This is a genomic window from Virgibacillus sp. LDC-1, from assembly GCF_030137545.1.
Classification (GTDB): domain Bacteria; phylum Bacillota; class Bacilli; order Bacillales; family Amphibacillaceae; genus LDC-1.
In genome coordinates, this window is the sequence record NZ_JARUVL010000014.1 from 25,496 (window position 1) to 47,252 (window position 21,757).

General features: G+C 35.7%; 24 protein-coding genes. 23 read left to right on the top strand and 1 reads right to left on the bottom strand.

Features of this window, described 5'->3' with window-relative positions; translation table 11 throughout:
- Nucleotides 1-37 precede the first annotated feature (37 nt).
- Entirely contained in the window at nt 38-1,318 is a 1,281-nt protein-coding gene (locus QBK89_RS11865; RefSeq protein ID WP_284141269.1) for a Glu/Leu/Phe/Val family dehydrogenase, read from the top strand.
- Nucleotides 1,319-1,410: 92 nt separating this feature from the next.
- A complete protein-coding gene (locus QBK89_RS11870; protein ID WP_284141270.1) occupies nt 1,411-2,388 on the top strand; it encodes a YpdA family putative bacillithiol disulfide reductase in 978 nt (325 codons plus the stop codon).
- A 61-nt stretch (nt 2,389-2,449) separates the two neighbouring features.
- Here QBK89_RS11870 and QBK89_RS11875 read toward each other — a convergent pair whose 3' ends face one another.
- Entirely contained in the window at nt 2,450-3,418 is a 969-nt protein-coding gene (locus tag QBK89_RS11875; protein ID WP_284141271.1) for an asparaginase, read from the bottom strand.
- 103 nt (nt 3,419-3,521) lie between these two features.
- Between QBK89_RS11875 and prsW the strand changes: the two genes are divergently transcribed.
- The 21 genes from prsW to QBK89_RS11980 all read left to right on the top strand — a co-directional run bounded on the left by prsW (nt 3,522) and on the right by QBK89_RS11980 (nt 21,626).
- Complete coding sequence (gene prsW, locus QBK89_RS11880; protein WP_284141272.1) at nt 3,522-4,169, top strand: glutamic-type intramembrane protease PrsW; 648 nt, start codon at nt 3,522-3,524, stop codon at nt 4,167-4,169.
- 177 nt (nt 4,170-4,346) lie between these two features.
- Nucleotides 4,347-5,180 carry a spore cortex-lytic enzyme gene (gene sleB, locus QBK89_RS11885; protein WP_284141273.1) on the top strand — a complete coding sequence of 278 codons (834 nt, stop codon included), beginning with the start codon at nt 4,347-4,349 and terminating at the stop codon, nt 5,178-5,180.
- A 15-nt stretch (nt 5,181-5,195) separates the two neighbouring features.
- Entirely contained in the window at nt 5,196-6,539 is a 1,344-nt protein-coding gene (gene ypeB, locus QBK89_RS11890; protein WP_284141274.1) for a germination protein YpeB, read from the top strand.
- A gap of 146 nt (nt 6,540-6,685) precedes the next feature.
- Entirely contained in the window at nt 6,686-7,342 is a 657-nt protein-coding gene (locus tag QBK89_RS11895; protein ID WP_284141275.1) for a flagellar brake protein, read from the top strand.
- A 285-nt stretch (nt 7,343-7,627) separates the two neighbouring features.
- Entirely contained in the window at nt 7,628-8,314 is a 687-nt protein-coding gene (gene cmk / locus QBK89_RS11900; protein WP_284141276.1) for a (d)CMP kinase, read from the top strand.
- Nucleotides 8,315-8,326: 12 nt separating this feature from the next.
- Nucleotides 8,327-8,902, top strand: coding sequence for a lysophospholipid acyltransferase family protein (locus QBK89_RS11905; RefSeq protein WP_284141277.1), 576 nt, complete (start codon nt 8,327-8,329; stop codon nt 8,900-8,902).
- 125 nt (nt 8,903-9,027) lie between these two features.
- Nucleotides 9,028-10,158: a 30S ribosomal protein S1 gene (rpsA, locus tag QBK89_RS11910; protein WP_284141278.1), complete on the top strand. Its 1,131-nt coding sequence runs from the start codon at nt 9,028-9,030 to the stop codon at nt 10,156-10,158.
- A gap of 114 nt (nt 10,159-10,272) precedes the next feature.
- Nucleotides 10,273-10,872, top strand: a complete 600-nt coding sequence (locus QBK89_RS11915) for a YphA family membrane protein (RefSeq protein WP_284141279.1) — start codon at nt 10,273-10,275, stop codon at nt 10,870-10,872.
- 82 nt (nt 10,873-10,954) lie between these two features.
- Nucleotides 10,955-12,265 (top strand): ribosome biogenesis GTPase Der, encoded by a 1,311-nt coding sequence (gene der / locus QBK89_RS11920; RefSeq protein WP_284141280.1) that lies wholly within the window; start codon nt 10,955-10,957, stop codon nt 12,263-12,265.
- Nucleotides 12,266-12,318: 53 nt separating this feature from the next.
- Entirely contained in the window at nt 12,319-13,356 is a 1,038-nt protein-coding gene (locus QBK89_RS11925; RefSeq protein ID WP_284141281.1) for an NAD(P)H-dependent glycerol-3-phosphate dehydrogenase, read from the top strand.
- Between the two features lie 59 nt (nt 13,357-13,415).
- Nucleotides 13,416-13,676 carry a stage VI sporulation protein F gene (locus QBK89_RS11930; RefSeq protein WP_284141282.1) on the top strand — a complete coding sequence of 87 codons (261 nt, stop codon included), beginning with the start codon at nt 13,416-13,418 and terminating at the stop codon, nt 13,674-13,676.
- 228 nt (nt 13,677-13,904) lie between these two features.
- Nucleotides 13,905-14,102, top strand: a complete 198-nt coding sequence (locus QBK89_RS11935) for a DUF2768 domain-containing protein (RefSeq protein WP_284141283.1) — start codon at nt 13,905-13,907, stop codon at nt 14,100-14,102.
- An 18-nt stretch (nt 14,103-14,120) separates the two neighbouring features.
- Nucleotides 14,121-14,846, top strand: coding sequence for a hypothetical protein (locus QBK89_RS11940; protein WP_284141322.1), 726 nt, complete (start codon nt 14,121-14,123; stop codon nt 14,844-14,846).
- A gap of 229 nt (nt 14,847-15,075) precedes the next feature.
- Nucleotides 15,076-16,554, top strand: a complete 1,479-nt coding sequence (spoIVA, locus tag QBK89_RS11945; protein WP_284141284.1) for a stage IV sporulation protein A — start codon at nt 15,076-15,078, stop codon at nt 16,552-16,554.
- A 513-nt stretch (nt 16,555-17,067) separates the two neighbouring features.
- Nucleotides 17,068-17,340 (top strand): HU family DNA-binding protein, encoded by a 273-nt coding sequence (locus QBK89_RS11950; RefSeq protein ID WP_284141285.1) that lies wholly within the window; start codon nt 17,068-17,070, stop codon nt 17,338-17,340.
- A 119-nt stretch (nt 17,341-17,459) separates the two neighbouring features.
- Entirely contained in the window at nt 17,460-17,672 is a 213-nt protein-coding gene (gene mtrB, locus QBK89_RS11955) for a trp RNA-binding attenuation protein MtrB (protein ID WP_284141286.1), read from the top strand.
- A gap of 93 nt (nt 17,673-17,765) precedes the next feature.
- Entirely contained in the window at nt 17,766-18,557 is a 792-nt protein-coding gene (locus QBK89_RS11960) for a heptaprenyl diphosphate synthase component 1 (RefSeq protein WP_284141287.1), read from the top strand.
- A complete protein-coding gene (menG, locus tag QBK89_RS11965) occupies nt 18,554-19,255 on the top strand; it encodes a demethylmenaquinone methyltransferase (RefSeq protein WP_284141288.1) in 702 nt (233 codons plus the stop codon). The genes QBK89_RS11960 and menG overlap by 4 nt, the downstream gene beginning before the upstream one ends.
- Nucleotides 19,256-19,275: 20 nt before the next feature.
- Complete coding sequence (hepT, locus tag QBK89_RS11970) at nt 19,276-20,247, top strand: heptaprenyl diphosphate synthase component II (protein WP_284141289.1); 972 nt, start codon at nt 19,276-19,278, stop codon at nt 20,245-20,247.
- A gap of 83 nt (nt 20,248-20,330) precedes the next feature.
- Nucleotides 20,331-20,777, top strand: coding sequence for a nucleoside-diphosphate kinase (gene ndk, locus QBK89_RS11975; RefSeq protein ID WP_284141290.1), 447 nt, complete (start codon nt 20,331-20,333; stop codon nt 20,775-20,777).
- A 75-nt stretch (nt 20,778-20,852) separates the two neighbouring features.
- On the top strand, nt 20,853-21,626 hold the full coding sequence (locus tag QBK89_RS11980; protein WP_284141291.1) for a CheR family methyltransferase: 774 nt from the start codon (nt 20,853-20,855) through the stop codon (nt 21,624-21,626).
- The last annotated feature ends 131 nt before the right edge of the window (nt 21,627-21,757 follow it).

A 21,757-nucleotide genomic window follows, 5' to 3' on the forward strand; every position in this document is an offset into this window, starting at 1 on the left:
TTAATAATTTTTATAAGGATATTTAGGAGGTAAATTCATGGTAGCCGATAAAGCAGCAGATTCTACCGAAGAAGCAATTAATGAAACAGATGTGTTAAGTTCAACTCGAACCGTTGTTAAAACGGCATTGGAAAAGTTGGGTTACCCTGAGGAAGTATTCGAATTATTAAAAGAGCCTATTCGAATGATGACCGTTCGCATTCCAGTCCGAATGGATGATGGATCAGTTAAAGTTTTTACTGGTTATCGCGCGCAACATAATGATGCTGTAGGACCTACAAAGGGTGGCGTTCGATTTCATCCCGATGTAACGGAAGATGAAGTAAAGGCGCTTTCTATTTGGATGAGTCTGAAAGCAGGTATTGTTGATCTCCCTTATGGTGGCGGAAAAGGCGGTATTATTTGCGATCCTCGTGAAATGTCATTTCGTGAATTAGAAGGTCTAAGTAGAGGCTATGTTCGTGCAATCAGTCAGATTGTAGGTCCAACAAAGGATATACCTGCTCCAGACGTTTTTACAAATTCACAAATTATGGCATGGATGATGGATGAATACAGCCGCATTGATGAATTTAACAGTCCAGGCTTTATTACGGGTAAACCAATCGTATTAGGCGGATCACATGGTAGAGAATCTGCAACTGCAAAAGGTGTAACAATCGTTATTAATGAAGCTGCAAAGAAAAAAGGGATAGATGTAAAAGGAGCACGAGTTGTTGTTCAAGGGTTTGGGAATGCCGGTAGCTTCTTATCCAAGTTCTTATATGATGCAGGCGCAAAAGTAGTTGGAATATCCGATGCATATGGTGCATTATATGATCCAGAGGGATTAGATATCGATTATTTATTAGATCGAAGAGATAGCTTTGGAACCGTAACCAAATTGTTTGATAATACGATATCAAATCAAGATTTATTAGAACTTGATTGTGATATTCTAGTCCCAGCTGCAGTCGAAAATCAAATTACAGAACATAATGCTCATAAAATTAAAGCAAGCATCGTTGTTGAAGCTGCTAATGGACCTACTACCATGAAGGCAACTAAAATACTTACCGAAAGAGGAATTTTACTCGTTCCAGATGTGTTAGCGTCAGCAGGTGGAGTAACCGTGTCCTATTTCGAGTGGGTACAAAATAATCAAGGTTACTATTGGACGGAAGAAGAAATTGATGAAAAACTTCATGCAACGATGATTAAATCTTTTAATTCGATTTACAATACAGCTGAAACAAGACGAGTTGATATGCGTTTAGCAGCTTATATGATTGGTGTTCGAAAAATGGCTGAAGCCGCTCGTTTCCGTGGATGGGTTTAAATTAATATAGCAATTGAATGACGAAAGAACTCTTATCATGTATAGTTGAGTAAGAGTTCTTTTGTTTATTTTTATAAAGGAAGTGCATGATCGTGAGTAAAGAAAAGGTTATTATAGTTGGAGCTGGACCATGTGGGATGTCCTGTGCCATTGAATTGAAAAAGAAGGGCATAGACCCGTTACTAATTGAAAAAGGGAATGTAGCTAACTCTATTTATCATTATCCGACGCATCAAACATTTTTTAGCTCAAGTGACAAGCTTGAAATTGGTGGCATTCCATTTATTACCGAAAAGCAGAAGCCTGTAAGAATGCAAGCGTTAACCTACTATCGAACCGTTGCTGAAAGAACAGCACTTCGGGTACAAGCATATGAGCAAGTAATTAAAGTGGAAAAAGAAGGCAATCATTTTCAACTTCATACAATCAAGCAAAGCGGCAAGAAAGACAGCTATCAAGCAGACAAGGTTGTAATTGCAACTGGTTACTATGACCACCCGAACTTACTTCATATTCCGGGAGAATCGCTACCAAAGGTAATGCACTATTTCAAAGAAGGTCATCCATATTACAAAAAAAATGTTGTCATTATTGGAGGAAAAAACTCTGCTGTAGACGCTGCTTTAGAATTGCATAAAGCTGGGGCGAATATTACAGTGATTTATCGTGGGTCTACTTATTCGAAAAGTATTAAGCCGTGGATTCTTCCTGACTTTGATTCCCTCGTTGAAAAAGGCATTATTACGATGGAATTTGGATCACATGTAACGAAGATTACTGAAGATCACGTTTATTTTGAAACAAAAGGAACATCAAAATCAATTCCAAATGATTTTGTGTTCGCAATGACTGGATATCGTCCAGATGTAGATTTTTTGCGAGCTGCTGGTGTACAAATCAACCCTGAAAATGGAAAGCCTTATTATGATGATGAATCATATGAAACAAATGTGTCGGGGTTATATATTGCTGGCGTAATTGCAGCTGGATTTAATAATAATAAGATATTTATCGAAAATGGAAGATTTCATGGGGAAGCAATTGCTAAAGCAATCGAACATAGAGAGTAGAAAACACGGTCTAAAAAATAAGGTTGCCCAACGTCCTGTAAGACGTTGGGCAACCTTATTATTAATCAATTTGAAACATCATGTGTAGCTTTTGTAAATCATTCGTTTGTTCTAGTGCAAGTAATAATTTTATTCGCGCTTTTGGTCCTGTTAATCCATTGGTAAAAATAATACCCATATCTTTTAAGTGCTTTCCACCTCCATCATAGCTATAGGTGGGCTGCACAATACCTTGAAAGCATCTTGAAACCAAAACAATTGGAATATTGTTCGCAATCATTCTTTTAAGCGGGGGAATAACATCCTTCGGTAAGTTTCCTTGACCAAAGCCCTCAACAACTAATCCATCAATTGATCTCTCATTTATCGCCTCAAATATTTCTCCATCCATTCCAGCAAAAGCGCGTAAGAGAAGTACTTTTTTTGTAATGCTTGAAACGACGTATTTTTTTCTTTTTAAGATTTGATGATGAAAAAGGAGTGAATCTTTTGTAATAATACCGATTGGGCCATATTGTGGACTTTTAAATGTCGCAACATTACTTGTTGAAGTCTTCGTTACATTTGCTGCGGTATGAATTTCATCATTCATAACGACTAGTACACCTTGTTCAATCGCTCGCTCATCTGATGCGACACGGATCGAACTGATTAAATTATAGAGTGCATCTGAGCCTATTTCATTACTAGAACGCATTGCACCAGTAATTATAACGGGCTTTTTAGTAACTAACATTAAATCCAAAAAATAAGCAGTTTCTTCAAGTGTATCTGTTCCATGTGTCACGACAAAACCATCATAATTATTCATTTCACTATTAATGAGTTTTCCAAGCTCAAGCATATGGTCTGGAGTTATATGGGGAGACGGTAAAGAGAAAATTATCTTTTCTTCTACATCCGCAAATTCTTGCAAAATATAGGTAGCTTCAGATAAAGGGTGTTTATTTGTTGTATATACTTCTCCTGTTTCTTTGTTTTCTAACATCGAAATGGTTCCACCCGTATGAATAAGTAAAATCTTTTTCAAAATCATCACCTGCATTTTTTATAATTTATAGTAGAATGTATTTTCAATCGAATGCCATCATGGTAACATGGGATTAGCATGTTTGAGAAAGAGGTCTAATTCCATGTTCGCCATCCTATCTGCCGGAATAGCACCGGCATTTGCTTTACTATCTTTTTTTTATTTAAAAGATCGTTTTACTGAACCACTATCATTAATTGTACGAACGTTTATTTTTGGGATGCTACTCGTTTTTCCGATTATGTTCGTTCAATATGCGATAGCAAATGAAATAAATGCAAACCTATTTGTTGAATTGTTTTTTCTTCCTGCTTTGTTAGAGGAATTCTTTAAATGGTTCATCTTTTTTTATGTGATCTACGGTCATACAGAGTTTGATGCACATTATGACGGCATCGTATATGCAGTGTCCATTAGCCTAGGGTTTGCAACGCTAGAAAATATTCTGTTTTTATTTGTAAATGGTATTGAATATGCTTTTACGCGTGCTATTTTTCCTGTATCCTCCCATGCATTATTCGCCGTTATTATGGGGTATCACTTTGGTAAAGCGAAAATGTATAAACACCATCAAAAGCGTAATCTTTTGTTCGCTTTCTTATTTCCGTTTTTTTTACATGGAATATATAATTATATTTTAAATACTACTTCAAGTAAATGGCTGTTTATCATGGTTCCATTCATGATTATTTTATGGATGCTAGCTTTACATCGAATGAAATCAGCCAATAAAACAATGCAAACGAATTAATCTAAATAAATTAATATTATCACTTCTGCCACTGTCCTTTTAACAGTGGTTTTTTTGTATGGACTATTAAAGCTATTTTTCTACATTTTTATACTTCGTAAACAAATCATGAATAAAAACTAGGATTCGTTTAAAAATAATGACACGAATCCATGTTACGAAGTGGGAGGAAATAGAATGTCACATAAAAAAAGGCTCATGTTAATTATAATTATATGTTTTTTCGCACTAGCACATCAAGCAACTTATCCAAAAACAGATCAGGTTAAAGCATTTAGCCCGCAAGTAATTCAACACGGTGCTGTTGGAGATGATGTGATTGAGTTACAGGCAAGATTACAATATCTTGGATTTTTCAACGGACAAATTGATGGTGTTTTCGGGTGGAGAACCTATTGGGCACTACGAAATTTTCAATACGAATTTGGCTTAGATATTGATGGGATTGCAGGTGCAAAAACAAAGCAGAAATTAGTCAAAGCTAGTAAATATAATGAAAAATATGTAAAAGAACATATCAATAAAGGATATAAATTCACCCATTATGGTGGGGTGGAAAATAAAAAGCAAGCACCACAGAAAGTGCCGAATAAAACTGCTCCAAAAAAACAAACTCCGACCGCGCCAACTAAAACCGTTAACACACCACCTGGGTATTCGCAAAATGATATAAATTTACTAGCGAATGCAGTACACGGTGAAGCTCGCGGAGAACCATATGAGGGACAGGTTGCAGTAGCAGCAGTAATTTTGAATCGCGTACAAAGTCCAACATTCCCAAATAGTGTCGCTGGTGTTATTTTTGAACCCCGTGCATTTACAGCGGTTGCAGATGGTCAAATTTGGTTAACACCAAATGAAACATCAAAAAAAGCTGTGATTGATGCAATAAATGGCTGGGACCCATCAGGAAATGCTTTATATTATTTTAATCCACAAACAGCTACATCGAGTTGGATCTGGACAAGACCACAAATAAAACAAATTGGAAAGCATATTTTTTGCAAATAGAAGGGGTGAATAAAGATGGTTCGATGGATCTTAATTGCAGTATTATCAATTGGATTAGTAGGTGCAGGAATTTGGGGTTATAAAGAGCATGAAGAAAAAAATGCAGTCCTCATACAAGCAGAAAATACGTACCAGCGCTCTTTTCATGAGCTTACGTACCATCTCGATGTGTTGCATGATAAAATTGGCACCGCATTAGCTATGAATTCCAATACAAGTCTTTCACCACAGCTCGTTGACATTTGGCGTTTAACTTCTGATGCACTATCAAATGTTGGCCAACTTCCGTTAACACTTCTCCCATTTAACAAGACGGAAGAATTTCTATCTAATATCGGAGACTTTACGTATCGTACAGCTGTTAGAGATTTGAAAAATAAACCACTATCTGACAAGGAAATGAAAGCACTAAACGAGCTGTACAAGCAATCTGGAGAAATAAAAAATGAATTAAGACAGGTTCAGAGTCTGGTACTAGAAGAAAATCTTCGTTGGATGGACGTACAGCTTGCACTTGCTACCCAAGATGAGCAATCGGACAATACAATCATTGATGGATTGAAAACAGTTGAGAAAAAAGTAGAGGGATATGCTGAAACTAATATAGACTCTCCGCTTTCAGAGCAAACAACGAAAGAACATAAATTTAACAATTTAAAGGGTAATGATGTATCAAAGCAAGAAGTGTTAAACCAAAGTAAAGTTTTATTTAAGCTTCAAAATAAAGCAAACGTTAAAATAACAAAAACGGGTGATGGAGCAGATATCCCTTTATTTAGCGCTTCATACGAAGACGGGGATAAGCGTGCATATATGGATGTTTCTAAAAAGGGAGGGCATCCACTCTCCTTATTAATTGAACGCCCGATTAAAGAGCAAAAACTAAGTCTTAATGGTGGGCTTGAAAAGGCGGAAAAATTTCTTGAAAATAATGGTTTTAATGATATGACTTTATTTCAAAGTGCCGAATATGATAAAGTTGGTGTTTATTCTTTCTTATACAATGATAATGGAATTCGTGTATATTCCGATTCAATTGAAGTAAAGGTTGCATTAGACAACGGTGATGTTCTTGGATTAACAGCACGAAACTATTTTATGAATCATAAGAAGCGAGATATTCCAAAGCCAACTTTAGCAGAAAAAGATGCAAGAAAAAGTGTAAACGAGAAAGTGGATATCAAAGAACAATTTTTGGCCATTATTGATAATGACCTTGGTGAAGAAGTATTAACATATGAATACCTTGGCGTATTAGGAAATGATACGTACCGAATTTTTATCAATGCAATGGATGGAACAGAAGAGAAGGTTCAAAAATTAGGAAATAGTGAGCTTAATTATGCATTAGCACGATAAAGCAAACCTTACATCAATGGGCATAGAATTAACAATAAAGGCTGTTATATACAAGATTAAAGGGATTGGTCAAGAAGCCTTTCCCTTTTTCACATTTTCTGTGATAATAGAAATAGTTCCATAATGAACGGAGATGGAGGGGGATTATGAATTTCTTGAATATCGGTGAATTTGTAACGATTCATGACATATCAAATGATCGAAGACTTCGCAGTAAAGTAGTTGACAAAGATGACCAGTATTTTTATATTGATTTTCCCGTTTGTTTAGCAAGTCAAAAATCGGTGTTTTTTAACGTGGGAGACCAACTATCATTTTCCTATGTAAGTTCAGATCAAACCGTATATGAATTTTTTAGTGTTGTAAAAAAGAAAGTACAATTACCTATTCAAGCCCTTGCCATGGATTATCCAGATGAGGATAGGATAAAAACAATTCAACGGAGAAATTTTGTTCGAATTGAAACTGCGATAGATGTAGCGGTGCACCCAAATGATACAATGATTTTCCCGTTTACAACGGTATCGACGGATATTAGTGGTGGTGGCATATCGATAATTATTCCCACGGACACATCAATAAAAGAAGGGGAAAAGGTTGATCTTACCTTAGTTCTATCATGGACTTCTGGATTAATTGATTACGTACAAATTACAGCTGAAGTAATTCGATTCATACAGCTCGAAAACAAAAAACAAACTGCTTCTTTAAAATTCATCTATATTTCCAATGATACGCGTCAGCAAATTATTCGTTATTGCTTTGAAAAACAACGCGAAGCAAGAAAAAAGGAATTATCGTGAACTATTTTTGAATAGGGAAACTTCTGTATCTATAATAAAAAAAGAGAACACATAGACCATTAATTTAAGAGTATGTTATTATTTAAAAAGAGACTATTTACTTGGCTGTCCTATTTTTACAGGTCCATTTCATTAGAATTGATATCCTTTTCTAAGTGGTTACCTTTAAATAGGACAGCCCCTTTTAAGAAACGGATTGTTTTAAATAAGAAACAATGATTCCGATTTAAAACAATCTAAATGATGAAATATACACCGTACATAAGAGAGGAAGAGGAATGATTTATGGTGGCTAATAATAAGAAGCTAGCAATTGCTATTGACGGTCCAGCAGCTGCGGGTAAAAGTACCGTAGCAAAAATCGTCGCCCACAAATTAACGTATATTTATATTGATACTGGTGCTATGTATCGTGCACTGACGCTCAAAGCATTGCAGGAGCATTTGTCGGTTGAAGAAGAAGAAGCTCTTTCAGTGCTATTAAGTAAAAGCAACATAACGCTTGAGCAAGGAGAAGCTGGACAACGTGTATTCTTAGATGGAAAGGACGTTACAGAAGCTATCCGAACAAATGAAGTAACGAACAATGTTTCTTTTGTGGCAAAGCACCGTGCCATTCGTGAAGAGATGGTAAAACGCCAGCAAAAGCTCGCGACTAATAGGGGTGTAGTCATGGACGGGAGAGATATCGGAACACATGTTATCCCAGATGCAGAAGTGAAAATTTTTCTTTTGGCAACTGCAGAGGAAAGAGCGAGAAGAAGACATGAAGAAAATATAAAAAAAGGATTTCCCTCTAATTTACAACAATTAAAAGAAGAAATTGAAAAACGCGATCAAATCGACTCAAAGCGAGAAGTTGCACCACTTATTAAAGCAACCGATGCCATTGAGATAGATACTACTTCATTAACAATTCAAGAAGTAGCAGATCGAATATTACAAGAAGTAAGCAAAAAGTTAGCAGTTTAAAGGAGCTTAAGGATGAACTTATATAAATTTGCAAAATTTATTGTTCTCATTATCTTTTACCCTTTATATCGTATAAAAGTTATTGGCAAAGAAAACATCCCGAAAAAAGGGCCAGTCATTATTTGCTCAAACCATATATCTAATTTAGATCCTCCTGTTGTTGGAATTACATCCTCAAGAGATATTCACTTTATGGCAAAAGAAGAGCTATTTAACAATTTCTTTTTAGGTAAGCTATTAAAAGGGATACAAGCCTTTCCAGTAAAAAGAGGAATGGGAGATCGCAATGCATTAAGAAAAGGATTAGATATCTTAAATAATGGAGAAGCATTAGGACTTTTTCCAGAAGGAACAAGAAGTAAAACGGGTGAACTTGGCAAACCTCTTGCAGGAGTCGGTTTTTTTGCATTACGTTCTGATGCACAAGTAGTTCCATGTTTGATTAAAGGCCCATATAAACCATTTAAAAGACTAATCGTTACATACGGTCCGCCAATGAATATGGAGCAATTACGTGCAAACAAATCGAACGCAAAGGAAACATCAGAAGCAATTATGAACGAAATCAAAAAATTGCAGGACAATTAATATAATATACTTGACAAATAATTGTAATTGTTAGAAGTTATAGGATAGAAGCAATTATAAATAAGAACAAAAACAAGCATTTTTCGGTTTGTTCGTTTGTTAATGTAGTTGAAGGAGGATTATTTATGGGAGAAACAAACAAAGATTTATCAAACATGAATGTCGGTGATGTCGTTACAGGAACAGTAGTTAAAATCGAGGATAAACAGGTTCTTGTCGATATAGGGTATAAAACAGAAGGAATTATCCCAATCAGTGAATTAGCAAGTCTTCACATAGAAACAGCAGGAGAAGTTGTAAAAGAAGGAGATTCTTTAACCTTAAAAATTAAAAAAATCGAAGATGATGAAGTCGTTCTATCAAAAAAAGCTGTTGATAGTGAACAAGCGTGGAAAGATTTAGAAGATAAATTTAATTCGAAGGAAATATTCGAAACCGTTATTAAAGAAGTGGTTAAAGGCGGTCTTGTTGCGGATGTCGGTGTAAGAGGATTTATTCCTGCATCACTCGTTGAAAAACACTTTGTAGAAGATTTTTCTGATTATCAAGGGCGTTCTTTACTAGTTAAAGTGGTTGAATTAGATCAAGAACAGAATCGCGTTATTTTATCCCATCGAGCTGTAATTGAAGAAGAAGAAACAGCTAAAAAGAATGCACTTTTAAACTCCATCGAAGAAGGGCAAGTAATCGAAGGAACTGTACAACGATTAACCAACTTCGGTGCTTTTGTTGACATTGGTGGTATTGATGGACTTGTCCATGTATCGCAATTAGCACACGAACATGTAGAGAAAGCTTCTGATGTTGTAACAGAAGGAGAAACGATTAAAGTTGAAGTGCTTTCGATTGATCGAGACAATGAACGTATATCGTTATCACGTAAAAAAGTACTTCCAGGACCTTGGGAAGATGTTGAGCAGCGTGTTAAAGCTGGAGATGTTGTACAAGGTACAGTAAAACGCTTAGTGAATTTCGGTGCATTTGTCGAAATTTTACCAGGAGTAGAAGGTCTTGTGCATATTTCTCAAATTGCGAATCGTCATATCGGCACACCACAGGAAGTCCTTGAAGTTGGTCAACAAGTTCAAGTTAAAGTCCTTGATGTAAACGAAAAAGAAGAAAGAATGTCTTTGAGTATTCGTGAATTAGAACAAGAACAAGCAGAAAAAGAATATAAGCAATATGAAAAAAATGAAGATCAATCTGGTTTTCAATTCGGCGATATAATTGGTGACAAACTAAATAAATATAAGTAAAAGCCTTTTCGAACGCTTTCCCGAGTAATAGGTGTTAGATTCGCCTTATTACTCGGGTTTTTGTTTAAATCAATCCCTTTCCTGTCATACTGTATGAATAGGAGGGTAAGAAAGATGGATGGCTTATTATTTCTATGGATTAGTTGGATGCTTTGGGTTATGGTCACATTTTTTATAAGAAGAAATCAAGGAAGATATAAACTATCGATATGGATCTTAACAACAATTATTTGCTCAAACATTTACGTAATGATTCCATCACTTGATATATCGCTTTCTTTTATTTCTCTTATTGTTGGGGGTTTTGTTCTTTTTGTCATGACCAACCAACGAGTGTATCATTTCATTTGTTCGTTTACTGTTATGATTGGTTATGTGAGTTTTTTAATATGGGAACAGCAAGCACCAGTTTGGGTGTTGCTTCCTAGGGATGTTCTATTACCATTCTTTATGCTTATTATGTGTACATTTATTGCTCATGGTTTACTTAGTAGAACTGCAATCGTACTCATTGGAATGTGTTGTGGCGATCTTTTGTATAGCTTGATGTTATTACAGTATTCCTTTGAACGTGCCGTTGGAACGCTGATATTTTTAGATAGTCTTTTTGTTGTCATATTTATACTTTTTATTATAGAAGGACTTCGTGTATGTACATCCTATGTTAAAGTTCGCATTCATCATATGAAATTGCCCCTGCAAGCAAAGCCATAAGAATCACTAAAAAATTGTGTATATGAATGACTTTTGCTAGAATATATAAAGTTAAAGTTTAAAAAGAAAGGATGTTCCTTTCATGAGGAAATCTGTTGTAGCGATAGTAGGAAGACCGAATGTGGGTAAATCTACCATATTCAATAGATTAGTTGGAGAAAGAATATCAATTGTTGAAGATATTCCCGGAGTCACGAGGGATCGTATATATGCGCAGGCTGAATGGCTCACTACCACCTTCAATATTATTGACACTGGAGGAATCGACCTTGGTGACGAACCTATACTCGTCCAAGTGCGTCAACAAGCTGAAATAGCGATTGATGAAGCGGATGTTATTATTTTTATCGTCAATGGTAAAGAAGGGATAACAGGTGCTGATGAAGAAGTTGCCAAGCTGCTTTATAAGTCAAATAAACCAGTTGTATTAGCTGTAAATAAGATGGACAATCCGGAGCTACGCGCTCAAATTTATGAATATTATGCATTAGGGTTTGGAGAGCCATTCCCTATATCTGGTGCTCATGGGCTTGGACTCGGCGATTTGCTGGATGAAGTTGTAAAGCATTTTCCACAGGAACTAAAACAAGAAAACGAAGAAGATATCATTCACTTTAGTTTAATTGGCCGTCCGAATGTCGGAAAATCATCTTTAGTAAATGCATTGCTTAACGAAGAACGAGTTATTGTAAGTGATATCGAAGGTACGACCCGTGATGCAATTGATACGTATTTAAATCGAGAAGGACAGGATTATGTTATTATTGACACTGCTGGGATGCGGAAACGTGGAAAAGTCTATGAAACGACTGAAAAGTATAGCGTGCTCCGGGCATTAAAAGCGATCGAACGTTCAGATGTAGTTCTTGTTTTGATTGATGCAGAAACTGGCATTCGGGAACAAGATAAAAAAATTGCTGGCTATGCACACGAGGCTGGAAGAGCGATTGTCATCGTCGTGAATAAATGGGATACCGTTGAGTCCAATGAACAAGCAATGAAAGAGTTTGAAAAGAAAGTCCGGGCACACTTTCAATATCTTGATTATGCCCCAATTGTCTTTTTATCAGCAAAAACGAAAAAACGTATTCACACCTTACTTCCAGCGATTAAGGTTGCGAGTGAAAATCATTCGAAACGAGTACCAACAAACGTATTAAATGATGTCATTATGGATGCAATAGCCATGAATCCGACACCGACCGTTAAAGGAAGACGTTTAAAAGTGCTTTATGCAACACAAGTAGCTGTTAAGCCTCCTGCTTTTGTTGTATTCGTGAATGAACCTGAATTAATGCACTTTTCGTATGAGCGATTTTTAGAAAACAAAATAAGAGATGCTTTTGGATTTATTGGAACGCCAATTAAGCTATTCGCTAGAAAGCGCCAATAATGCCGAAAACAAAACAGGATATCTAAACATTTGTTTACGAGGAGGAGACTAAATTGAATAAAGTAGCTGTATTAGGTGCCGGAAGCTGGGGAACCGCTCTTAGCATCGTGTTAGCAGACAACGGAAATGATGTTCGCTTGTGGAGTCATAACGAAGAACAAGTGAATACTATTAATGAAACCCATAAAAACGAAAAATATTTGGAAATTATGATTCCTGAACAAATAAAAGCGTATGCTGATTTAGAGGAAGCGGTACAAGATGTATCGACGATTGTACTTGTCGTACCAACTAAAGCAATACGAGAAGTATGTCAACAATTAAATCAGGTTTTAAAGCACCGTGTAACAATTGTTCACGCATCAAAAGGAATTGAGCCTGGTACATTAAAGCGGGTTTCTCAACTTATCGATGAAGAAATGAATGATTATAATTATGAGGATATTGTAGTTTTATCTGGTCCAAGTCATGCAGAAGAAGTAGCAATGCGACAACCAACTACAGTAACTGTGGCATCATTAAATGAAGCCAATGCAAAGCAGATGCAAGATCTATTTTTTAATGAAACATTCCGAGTGTACCGAAGCAATGATATGATCGGAATTGAACTTGGTGGGGCTTTAAAAAATATCATCGCATTAGGAGCAGGGATTTCTGATGGACTTGGCTATGGTGATAATGCAAAAGCTGCATTAATCACAAGAGGACTTGCTGAAATTACTCGTCTTGGAACGTCACTTGGTGCAAATCCATTGTCATTTTTAGGATTACCTGGAGTCGGAGACCTTATTGTTACTTGTACAAGTGTCCATAGTAGAAATTGGCGCGCAGGAAATTTATTAGGCAAAGGAAAAAAACTCGAAGAAATCCTTGATCAAATGGGCATGGTCGTAGAAGGTGTTCGTACAACAAAAGCAACCTATGAATTTGCGAAAAGTGAAGATGTGGAAATGCCAATCACTTCAGGGATTTATCAAATATTATTTGAAAATAAAAGCCCGAAAGAAATTGTAGAAAAGCTGATGAATCGTGATAAACGTGAAGAAATGGATGATTTGGCATCCTTATTAAGTAAGAAAGAAGCCCGCTAACAATGAATGCTCTCCTTGCATATACTATCTGTGAAGTACCATTGCAAGGAGGCGAGCATGTGAGCAAAAAAAATAATAATATATTTGATAAGTTGCAACAAACAGCCAATATCAATCCATCAGAGATTTACAAAGTAGCAGATTCTGTGAAAAACGCTGATTTTTCTGATGAAAAAACAGTTCGAAAGCTTGTTCGAAGGCTAGCAAAGATGGCTAATAAACCTATTTCACGAGAAAAAGAAGACAAAATTGTACAATCCATTACGAAAAAAAATGTGCCAATGGATATGCAGTCATTAAACCAGCTTTTTAAGAAATAGCTTTTATCTGGGCAGTTGAGTATACGTTACGACGTTTGCTCGCATAAAATAAAACGCACAAGCATTCATAGATAGGGTTGCTGTGGGTATTATTTAGTCAAACCGGGATGGAGTTAGCCCCACTTCATCCCGGAATTCATGTTATTCGCTATTTAAAATTTTAGACTAGAATACATAATTATGAAATAATAGGTAAATGTAACCGTTTATACAATAGAGGTGATAATTATGTCCGCAGCAGGGATGAAGGAAATAATTTCATTTGCTGGAATTGCACTACTTATTATAGCGATTATTCTTATCCAGCTCAGTAGAACAAAATTAAATGGTTGGCTGGCAGGAATTACTTCTGTGCTTGCTTACCTGTCCTTAATATTCGGTGGATTGATTGTTGTTTACATCGTATTTAGTGGTCCAACACAGTAAAGCACAGGAGGATATATGATGAAGCGTATGTACATAAATTTGCTTATGCTGCTAGTAATGATCCTTTTTCTAAGTGGTTGTATGTATCCGAAAAATGAGCTAGCAAAAAATAAAATTCCTAATGAAGCACAGTTGGAAACGGTTCAGCATGCAGTGGAGCAGTATCAAAAGGAAACAGGTGGCCTCGTTCCGATTAAAACAAAGCCTAATGAAACACCAATATTTGAAAAATATTTAATTGATTTCTCCTTATTAAAGGAGAAAAACGTGCTCACTGAGCTACCTGGTAATGCATTTGAAAATGGGGGCGTATACCAGTACACCTTATTATATCCTGATAACTCCCCAAAAGTTAAACTTATCGATCTAAGAATTACCGAAGCAATACGGAATGTTAATGTAAAATTGGAAGCGTATCGGAACAAGCACCTATATCCACCTTTTGGACAAGAAATTACGAAAGGCCTTTATACGATTGATTATAAAAAATTAGGATTGGATAGAGCACCACACGTAAGGAGTCCTTTTTCTTCAGAAAATCTACCGATTATTATGGATGTTGATGGAGAATTGTATGTTGACTACCGCATTGATTTAAATCAGGCATTACAAACGTATACTCATCAATATAAAGAAGGAGACGATATTCGTTTTATTCTCCCTGATAATTCGCCATTTGTACCAGCTTACTCCTTACCATACACTTTAAAAGATGGGGAGCCTGTATTTGCTCCACGTAAATAATTGGCATATCAAACCTTTTGCAACATATATATTGTTGCAAGGGTTTTTTTTATTTCATTTTACAAGTAAATACTTTCAGCGTTCACACAAAAATAAAAGAGTTGGATTATTTTTACTCTTTTACACATAATGAGTCATATTATGATAGGACAACATCATAGACTTGTAATGTCAATTATACGTTGTAAACTAATTTTACTATTTGTCAGTGAGATCGGGAGGGGATCGTTTGGAAAAGGTTGATATTTTTAAAGATATTTCAAAACGAACGAACGGCGACATTTATCTCGGAATTGTAGGAGCAGTCCGAACCGGGAAATCGACATTTATTAAGAAATTTATGGAGTTGGTTGTATTACCAAATATTGAAGATGAAAGTGAAAGAGTTCGTGCTCATGACGAACTCCCACAAAGTGCTGCTGGAAAAACAATTATGACAACAGAACCAAAGTTCATCCCGAACCAAGCCGTATCCGTAAATGTAGAAGATGGGCTCCAAGTAAATGTACGATTAGTAGATTGTGTAGGGTATGCAGTAGACGGAGCAAAAGGATTCGAGGATGAAAATGGTCCACGAATGATCCATACACCATGGTACGAGGATCCGATTCCATTCCATGATGCAGCAGAAATTGGAACAAGAAAGGTAATCCAAGAGCATTCTACTATTGGTGTAGTTGTAACAACAGATGGAACAATTGGAGAAATTCCTCGTTCAGATTATCGAGAAGCAGAAGCAAAGGTAGTGGAAGAGCTTAAAGAAGTAGGTAAGCCTTTTATAATGGTAGTAAACTCAGCTCGACCAACAAGTCATGAAACGGAATTATTAAGACAAGATCTTGCAGAAGAATATGATATCCCTGTGTTATCCATGAGCATTGAATCAATGACTGAACATGATGTATACAATGTGTTACGTGAAGCATTGTATGAATTCCCAGTACTTGAAGTGAATGTGAATCTCCCTAGCTGGGTCATGGTATTACGAGAAAATCATTGGCTACGAGAGAATTATCAAGAAGCCATTCAATCTACCGTACGTAACATTAAACGATTACGAGATGTCGATCAAATCGTAAGAGACTTCTCCGATTACGATTATATCGATAATGCAAATATCGCCGGCATGGAAATGGGCGAAGGTGTAGCTGAGATTGATCTACATGCTCCAGATTATTTATATGATGAAGTATTAAAGGAAATCGTTGGTGTAGAAATTAGAGGAAAAGATCATTTACTTGAATTAATGCAAGAATTTGCATTAGCTAAACGAGAATATGATCAAGTATCAGCTGCCTTACAAATGGTGAAGCAAACCGGGTATGGAATTGCTGCACCTACACTTGAAGACATGCAGCTTGATGAACCAGAAATTATCAGACAAGGATCACGATACGGTGTTCGTCTAAAAGCTGTTGCTCCATCTATTCACATGATAAAAGTTGAAGTAGAGTCGGAGTTCGCACCAATTATTGGAACAGAAAAACAAAGTGAAGAACTAGTCCGTTATTTAATGCAGGATTTCGAGGAAGATCCTCTATCCATTTGGGAATCGGATATTTTCGGAAGATCACTAAGTTCAATTGTTCGAGAGGGAATCCAAGCAAAAATTGCACTGATGCCAGAAAATGCCCGTTATAAGCTAAAAGACACGTTAGAAAGAATTATTAATGAAGGTAGTGGTGGATTAATCGCCATTATACTATAGAATAGTTTAGCAGCAACTCACAACGGTTGCTGTTTTTTATTTTTGTGCTCAACTGAGAGTTTTAGCCCTATGCCAATAACAGAAAGTATCTTATTTTATTCTTTTTGTCCATGCCGGTATGAAAGAAGCGCGCAAATTAAATAAAGATTATCTAAATACAAACACTATATAAAAATACATCATTTTAAAAAAATTTAACTAATGACAGCAGGAATTTAAAGACAAGTGTCGTATATTCTTATATAAACCCACTTATAACGCTACCGTAAAAGCATTATACAACTTATGTAATTTATTTACATTTATTGTATTTTTTATGGTAAAATATAGCCGAAAATGATTTATTTTGCAGGAAAATGCGATTAACTGTTGAATTTTACTGCTATCTCGGTTATTATAAGCCTTGTCACCGACGAAATGGTGGTGCCTTTGTATAATAAAAGGCTAATTGGTGAACAAATGATGATAGAAAATTATTTTGTTCCTAACTTATTTTGGGAGGAGGTGAATATCATGAACAAAACTGATTTAGTAAATGTTGTAGCTGAAAAAAGCGAACTTTCTAAAAAAGATGCAGCTAAAGCTGTTGACGCTGTATTCGAAGCTGTCATGGATTCACTTAAAAAAGGTGAAAAAGTACAGTTAATCGGTTTCGGTAACTTCGAAGTACGTGAGCGTTCTGCTCGTAAAGGGCGTAACCCACAAACTGGAGAAGAAATCGAAATTCCAGCAAGTAAAGTTCCTGCTTTCAAACCAGGAAAGGCCCTAAAAGATAGCGTTAAATAATAATACATAGGGCTAAAGGGTGCGATAATCGCACCCTTTTATTTTTGTTTTGATTTCATTTATAGTATCTTTTACATAGAGTAATAAGTCATGAGCATTTCATGTTGAGGAGGTAGAGGATGGATAAATCAGATTTTTTCGTCATTAAAGCTCTTGAGGACGGGGTAAATGTTATTGGTTTAACACGAGGCTCAGATACGCGTTTTCATCATTCTGAAAAGCTGGACAAAGGTGAGATAATGATCGCGCAATTTACAGATCATACTTCAGCAGTGAAGGTTCGTGGGAAAGCAGTTGTTCAAACAAGTCATGGAGAGATGACAAACGAATAGAGCACGGTTTCTCTGCTATATACCTTTTCCTTATATATGTTATAATAGCAAAAGTCGAATGAATGGAACACGGAAAAGGCCAAGGTGATTTCTTTGCATACAGATATAAACAGAATAGATTATTTAAAATCTTTAATTACGAATAAAAGTCGTTTTGATTATTTAGACAAGTACATTCAGGATCCTGCAATAATAAATGAAGAGAAGCTCTATATGCTTCATATTTTAATGGATGATACAGACTTGACTAGTTCACATCAAGAGTCGATTATTATAACGACAATGCTAATTCAAATCGCATTAGATACACATGATCTCATATTGGATGCTGAAGAAGCACCAGTTAATTCAACAAATAAAATATCCCAGCAATTAACTGTGTTAGCTGGAGATTATTATAGCGGTCTTTACTATTTGATTCTTTCTGAAACAAATGATTTTCGACTTATCAAGTACCTAGCAAGAGCTATTAAAGAAATAAATGAAGAAAAAATGAAATTATATTATCGTGAATTTCAGTCTGTTTCTCAGTTTTTTGCCATTATAAAACAAATTGAATCCCTATTATTTACACATGTTGCTCAATACTGTGGTGCACCAACATTTATTCCAATTATTGAAAAATGGTTGTTACTCCAATCTATTCATATGGAAATGACATCCTACAATCGTGGCGAAAAACAGCTCTATAACCACTGGTTTAAAGGGGCAGATTTGGACATTGCTAATGAAATAAAAGACATAGCACTACAAGAATATGCTGAATTACAGCAAGCAATTAGTCAGCTTCCTTCTACGTATGAAAAACAAAGAAAACTACTTTTAAAGAAGCTTCACGCACAAATGTTTACCGAAGCTCAACATTGGAAGAAGGTTGAAAAATGAGTCAAACAAAAGAAGAACGCGTACACCATGTATTCGAAACAATTTCAAAACGCTACGACAAGATGAATTCAATTATTTCCTTTAAAAAGCATAAAGCTTGGAGAAGGGATGTTATGAAGCGGATGTCTGTTGAAAGCGGGGCAACTGCTCTTGATGTTTGTTGTGGAACGGGAGATTGGTCTTTATCCCTTGCAGAGAAAGTTGGCGAGCAAGGTAAGGTCATTGGACTTGATTTCAGTAAAAATATGTTACAGGTTGCGGATGAAAAAGGAGCTTTAGCAAATATGCCACAGCTTGCATTTGTTCACGGAAATGCAATGGAGCTTCCTTATGAAGATAATACATTTGATTACGTTACCATTGGCTTTGGTTTACGTAACGTACCTGATTATATGACCGTATTAAAGGAAATGTATCGTGTAGTCAAACCAGGTGGTAAAGTGGTCTGTTTGGAAACATCGCAACCAACGATGCCAGGATTTAGACAATTATATTATTTTTATTTTAAATTTATTATGCCATTATTCGGAAAGCTATTTGCTAAAAGCTACAATGAATACGCTTGGCTACATGAATCTGCGAAAGATTTTCCAGATAAGGAGAAGTTGAAAGAAATGTTTTTAGACGCTGGATTCTCTAGAGTAGAAGTAAAAAGCTACACAGGCGGCGTATCTGCTATGCATATGGGATATAAATGATTTCACAAAAGGTGACAAGCATGAAATTAACCAAAACATATAGTTATTTAAATAAAGACTTGGATGGAATTGAAGCTTCTCTAAATGCCGTTATTCAAGCGGAACACCAAGTCTTAAGAGAGGCATCTACACGACTCTTAAATGCAGGTGGAAAACGAATTCGTCCTGTCTTTGTTCTCTTATCAGGTCAAGTGGGGAAATACAACGCGGAGATAATTAAGACGATCGCTGTTTCATTAGAATTAATTCATATGGCTACACTAGTTCATGATGATGTTATCGATGATGCAAAATTACGTCGTGGAAAACCTACAATCAAGCATGAATACAGCAATCGTGTTGCCATGTATACAGGTGATTATATTTTAGCTCGCGCATTAGAAAGTATCACGACTATTGAAATGCCTGCCATACATCAGACACTGGCTAAAACTATTGTCGAAGTATGTGTCGGTGAAATTGAACAAATGAAAGATAAATTTGATTGGGAACAAAATTTAAGGAATTATCTTCGAAGAATAAAACGAAAAACAGCCTTATTAATTGCAACGAGCTGTAAACTTGGTGCCATTGCTTCAGAATTACAGCCAAAAGAAATAGCAGCTTTATATAAATATGGCTATTATATTGGAATGTCTTATCAGATAATTGATGATATTCTCGATTTTACTTCTTCTGAAAAACAGCTGGGTAAGCCAGCTGGAAATGATCTAATGCAAGGCAATATAACATTACCCGTTCTTTTAGCAATGAAAGATGAATCATTTAAAAAAGATTTGCAAACTACATTTAAACGACCAGAAATGGTAACAACAGAAGAGATGCGAGTGCTTATCCAGCACATAAAAGAAACAGGAGCGATTACTGAAGCCTATCGTGTTAGTGATCTTTATTTAAAAAAAGCGTTAACGTCCTTACAGTTTGTTCCTGATGGACAATCGAAACAAACATTAATTAAAATTGCCCGATTTATTGGTAAAAGACGATCTTAGTCATTGTTATTTCGGCAATTATTTGATAGAATTTTAAACGGTTGTATTTTAATACAATATACATAATGAATGAGGTGTTAAATGTGGAAAAAACTTTTTTAATGATTAAACCAGATGGTGTACAGCGTAATTTAATCGGAGATATCGTAGCTCGTTTTGAAAAAAAGGGCTTTCAATTAGTTGCAGGTAAATTAATGCAAATTTCCGACGAACTAGCGAAAGAGCATTATGGCGAACATAAAGAGCGTCCATTCTTTGGCGAGCTTGTTGATTTCATAACATCGGGTCCTGTATTTGCAATGGTATGGGAAGGTGAAAATGTTATTACAACTGCACGCGAAATGATGGGCAAAACGAATCCAGCTGAAGCAGCACCAGGAACCATTCGTGGAGATTACGGCGTTACAGTTGGTAAAAACGTTATTCATGGTTCTGATTCTCCAGAAAGTGCTGAAAGAGAAATCAACCTCTTCTTCAAGGGAGAAGAAGTGTTAGCTTATACAAAACAAGATCATAAATGGATTTACTAATTAATTAATTAATTTTCGCCCCCGTCTTTGCGGGGGTTCTTTTTAAAAATAGAAGCAATATAAAGAGGCTATGATATGGGAGACTATGAAAAGTTTATTTCGTTAATAAATTCCAAACTTGGCATTGATTTAGCTTTGTATAAAGAAGCGCAAATGAAACGAAGGTTAACATCATTAAGAAGTAAACGCAGGTACAATGATTTTGAATCGTATTTTCGTGCATTAGATAAAGATGATGAACTTTTAAAGGAGTTTGTTGATCGAATTACGATAAATGTGTCTGAATTTTACCGTAATCCGAAACGGTGGGACGTATTACGCGATACAATACTACCGATGATTACAAAAGAAAATTCCTCTATAACTATTTGGAGTGCAGCATGCTCTACTGGGGAAGAACCTTATACACTTGCAATGCTAATGAAAGAGTACTTTCCTCAAGTAAGCGCAAAAATTATTGCAACAGATATCGATATTAATGCGTTGTCAAAGGCAAAAGAAGGCGTATATAATGAACAAGCATTAAAGGATTTACCTACGCCACTTAAGAAAAAATATTTTACTTTTGAAAATATGCTCTATAAAGTTTCACCGTCTTTAAAGAGTGGGATTATATTTAAACAGCATAATCTATTGAAAGATGCCTATCCGAAAGATGTACATCTCATTGTATGTCGAAATGTACTTATTTACTTTACAGATACTGCGAAGAATGAAATTTACCAAAACTTTAGTAAATCCTTACATAAAGATGGTGTATTATTTGTTGGTAGTACAGAGCAAATTTTTAATCCCGATAGATATGATTTTAAATTACTTGATACATTTTTTTATGGAAAACAAAACTAATGCTTACCCCTATTTTAGAATAGGGGTATTTTAAATTAGTAGGGTTCAAAACAAGACCAAAATAACAGGCAAGCTTCAATTTTTATTAAAATATGTCCAAAGTGAACGTGAATGTGATATAGTAATACAAA

Coding starts and splice junctions, on each gene's coding strand:
- ypeB (WP_284141274.1), top strand. CDS start 5,196: ATGGTTCGATGGATCTTAATTGCAGTATTATCAATTGGATTAGTAGGT.
- hepT (WP_284141289.1), top strand. CDS start 19,276: ATGAAATTAACCAAAACATATAGTTATTTAAATAAAGACTTGGATGGA.
- der (WP_284141280.1), top strand. CDS start 10,955: ATGAGGAAATCTGTTGTAGCGATAGTAGGAAGACCGAATGTGGGTAAA.
- rpsA (WP_284141278.1), top strand. CDS start 9,028: ATGGGAGAAACAAACAAAGATTTATCAAACATGAATGTCGGTGATGTC.
- cmk (WP_284141276.1), top strand. CDS start 7,628: ATGGTGGCTAATAATAAGAAGCTAGCAATTGCTATTGACGGTCCAGCA.
- QBK89_RS11905 (WP_284141277.1), top strand. CDS start 8,327: ATGAACTTATATAAATTTGCAAAATTTATTGTTCTCATTATCTTTTAC.
- mtrB (WP_284141286.1), top strand. CDS start 17,460: ATGGATAAATCAGATTTTTTCGTCATTAAAGCTCTTGAGGACGGGGTA.
- QBK89_RS11940 (WP_284141322.1), top strand. CDS start 14,121: ATGAAGCGTATGTACATAAATTTGCTTATGCTGCTAGTAATGATCCTT.
- QBK89_RS11950 (WP_284141285.1), top strand. CDS start 17,068: ATGAACAAAACTGATTTAGTAAATGTTGTAGCTGAAAAAAGCGAACTT.
- prsW (WP_284141272.1), top strand. CDS start 3,522: ATGTTCGCCATCCTATCTGCCGGAATAGCACCGGCATTTGCTTTACTA.
- QBK89_RS11915 (WP_284141279.1), top strand. CDS start 10,273: ATGGATGGCTTATTATTTCTATGGATTAGTTGGATGCTTTGGGTTATG.
- QBK89_RS11865 (WP_284141269.1), top strand. CDS start 38: ATGGTAGCCGATAAAGCAGCAGATTCTACCGAAGAAGCAATTAATGAA.
- QBK89_RS11980 (WP_284141291.1), top strand. CDS start 20,853: ATGGGAGACTATGAAAAGTTTATTTCGTTAATAAATTCCAAACTTGGC.
- menG (WP_284141288.1), top strand. CDS start 18,554: ATGAGTCAAACAAAAGAAGAACGCGTACACCATGTATTCGAAACAATT.
- QBK89_RS11935 (WP_284141283.1), top strand. CDS start 13,905: ATGTCCGCAGCAGGGATGAAGGAAATAATTTCATTTGCTGGAATTGCA.
- sleB (WP_284141273.1), top strand. CDS start 4,347: ATGTCACATAAAAAAAGGCTCATGTTAATTATAATTATATGTTTTTTC.
- QBK89_RS11895 (WP_284141275.1), top strand. CDS start 6,686: ATGAATTTCTTGAATATCGGTGAATTTGTAACGATTCATGACATATCA.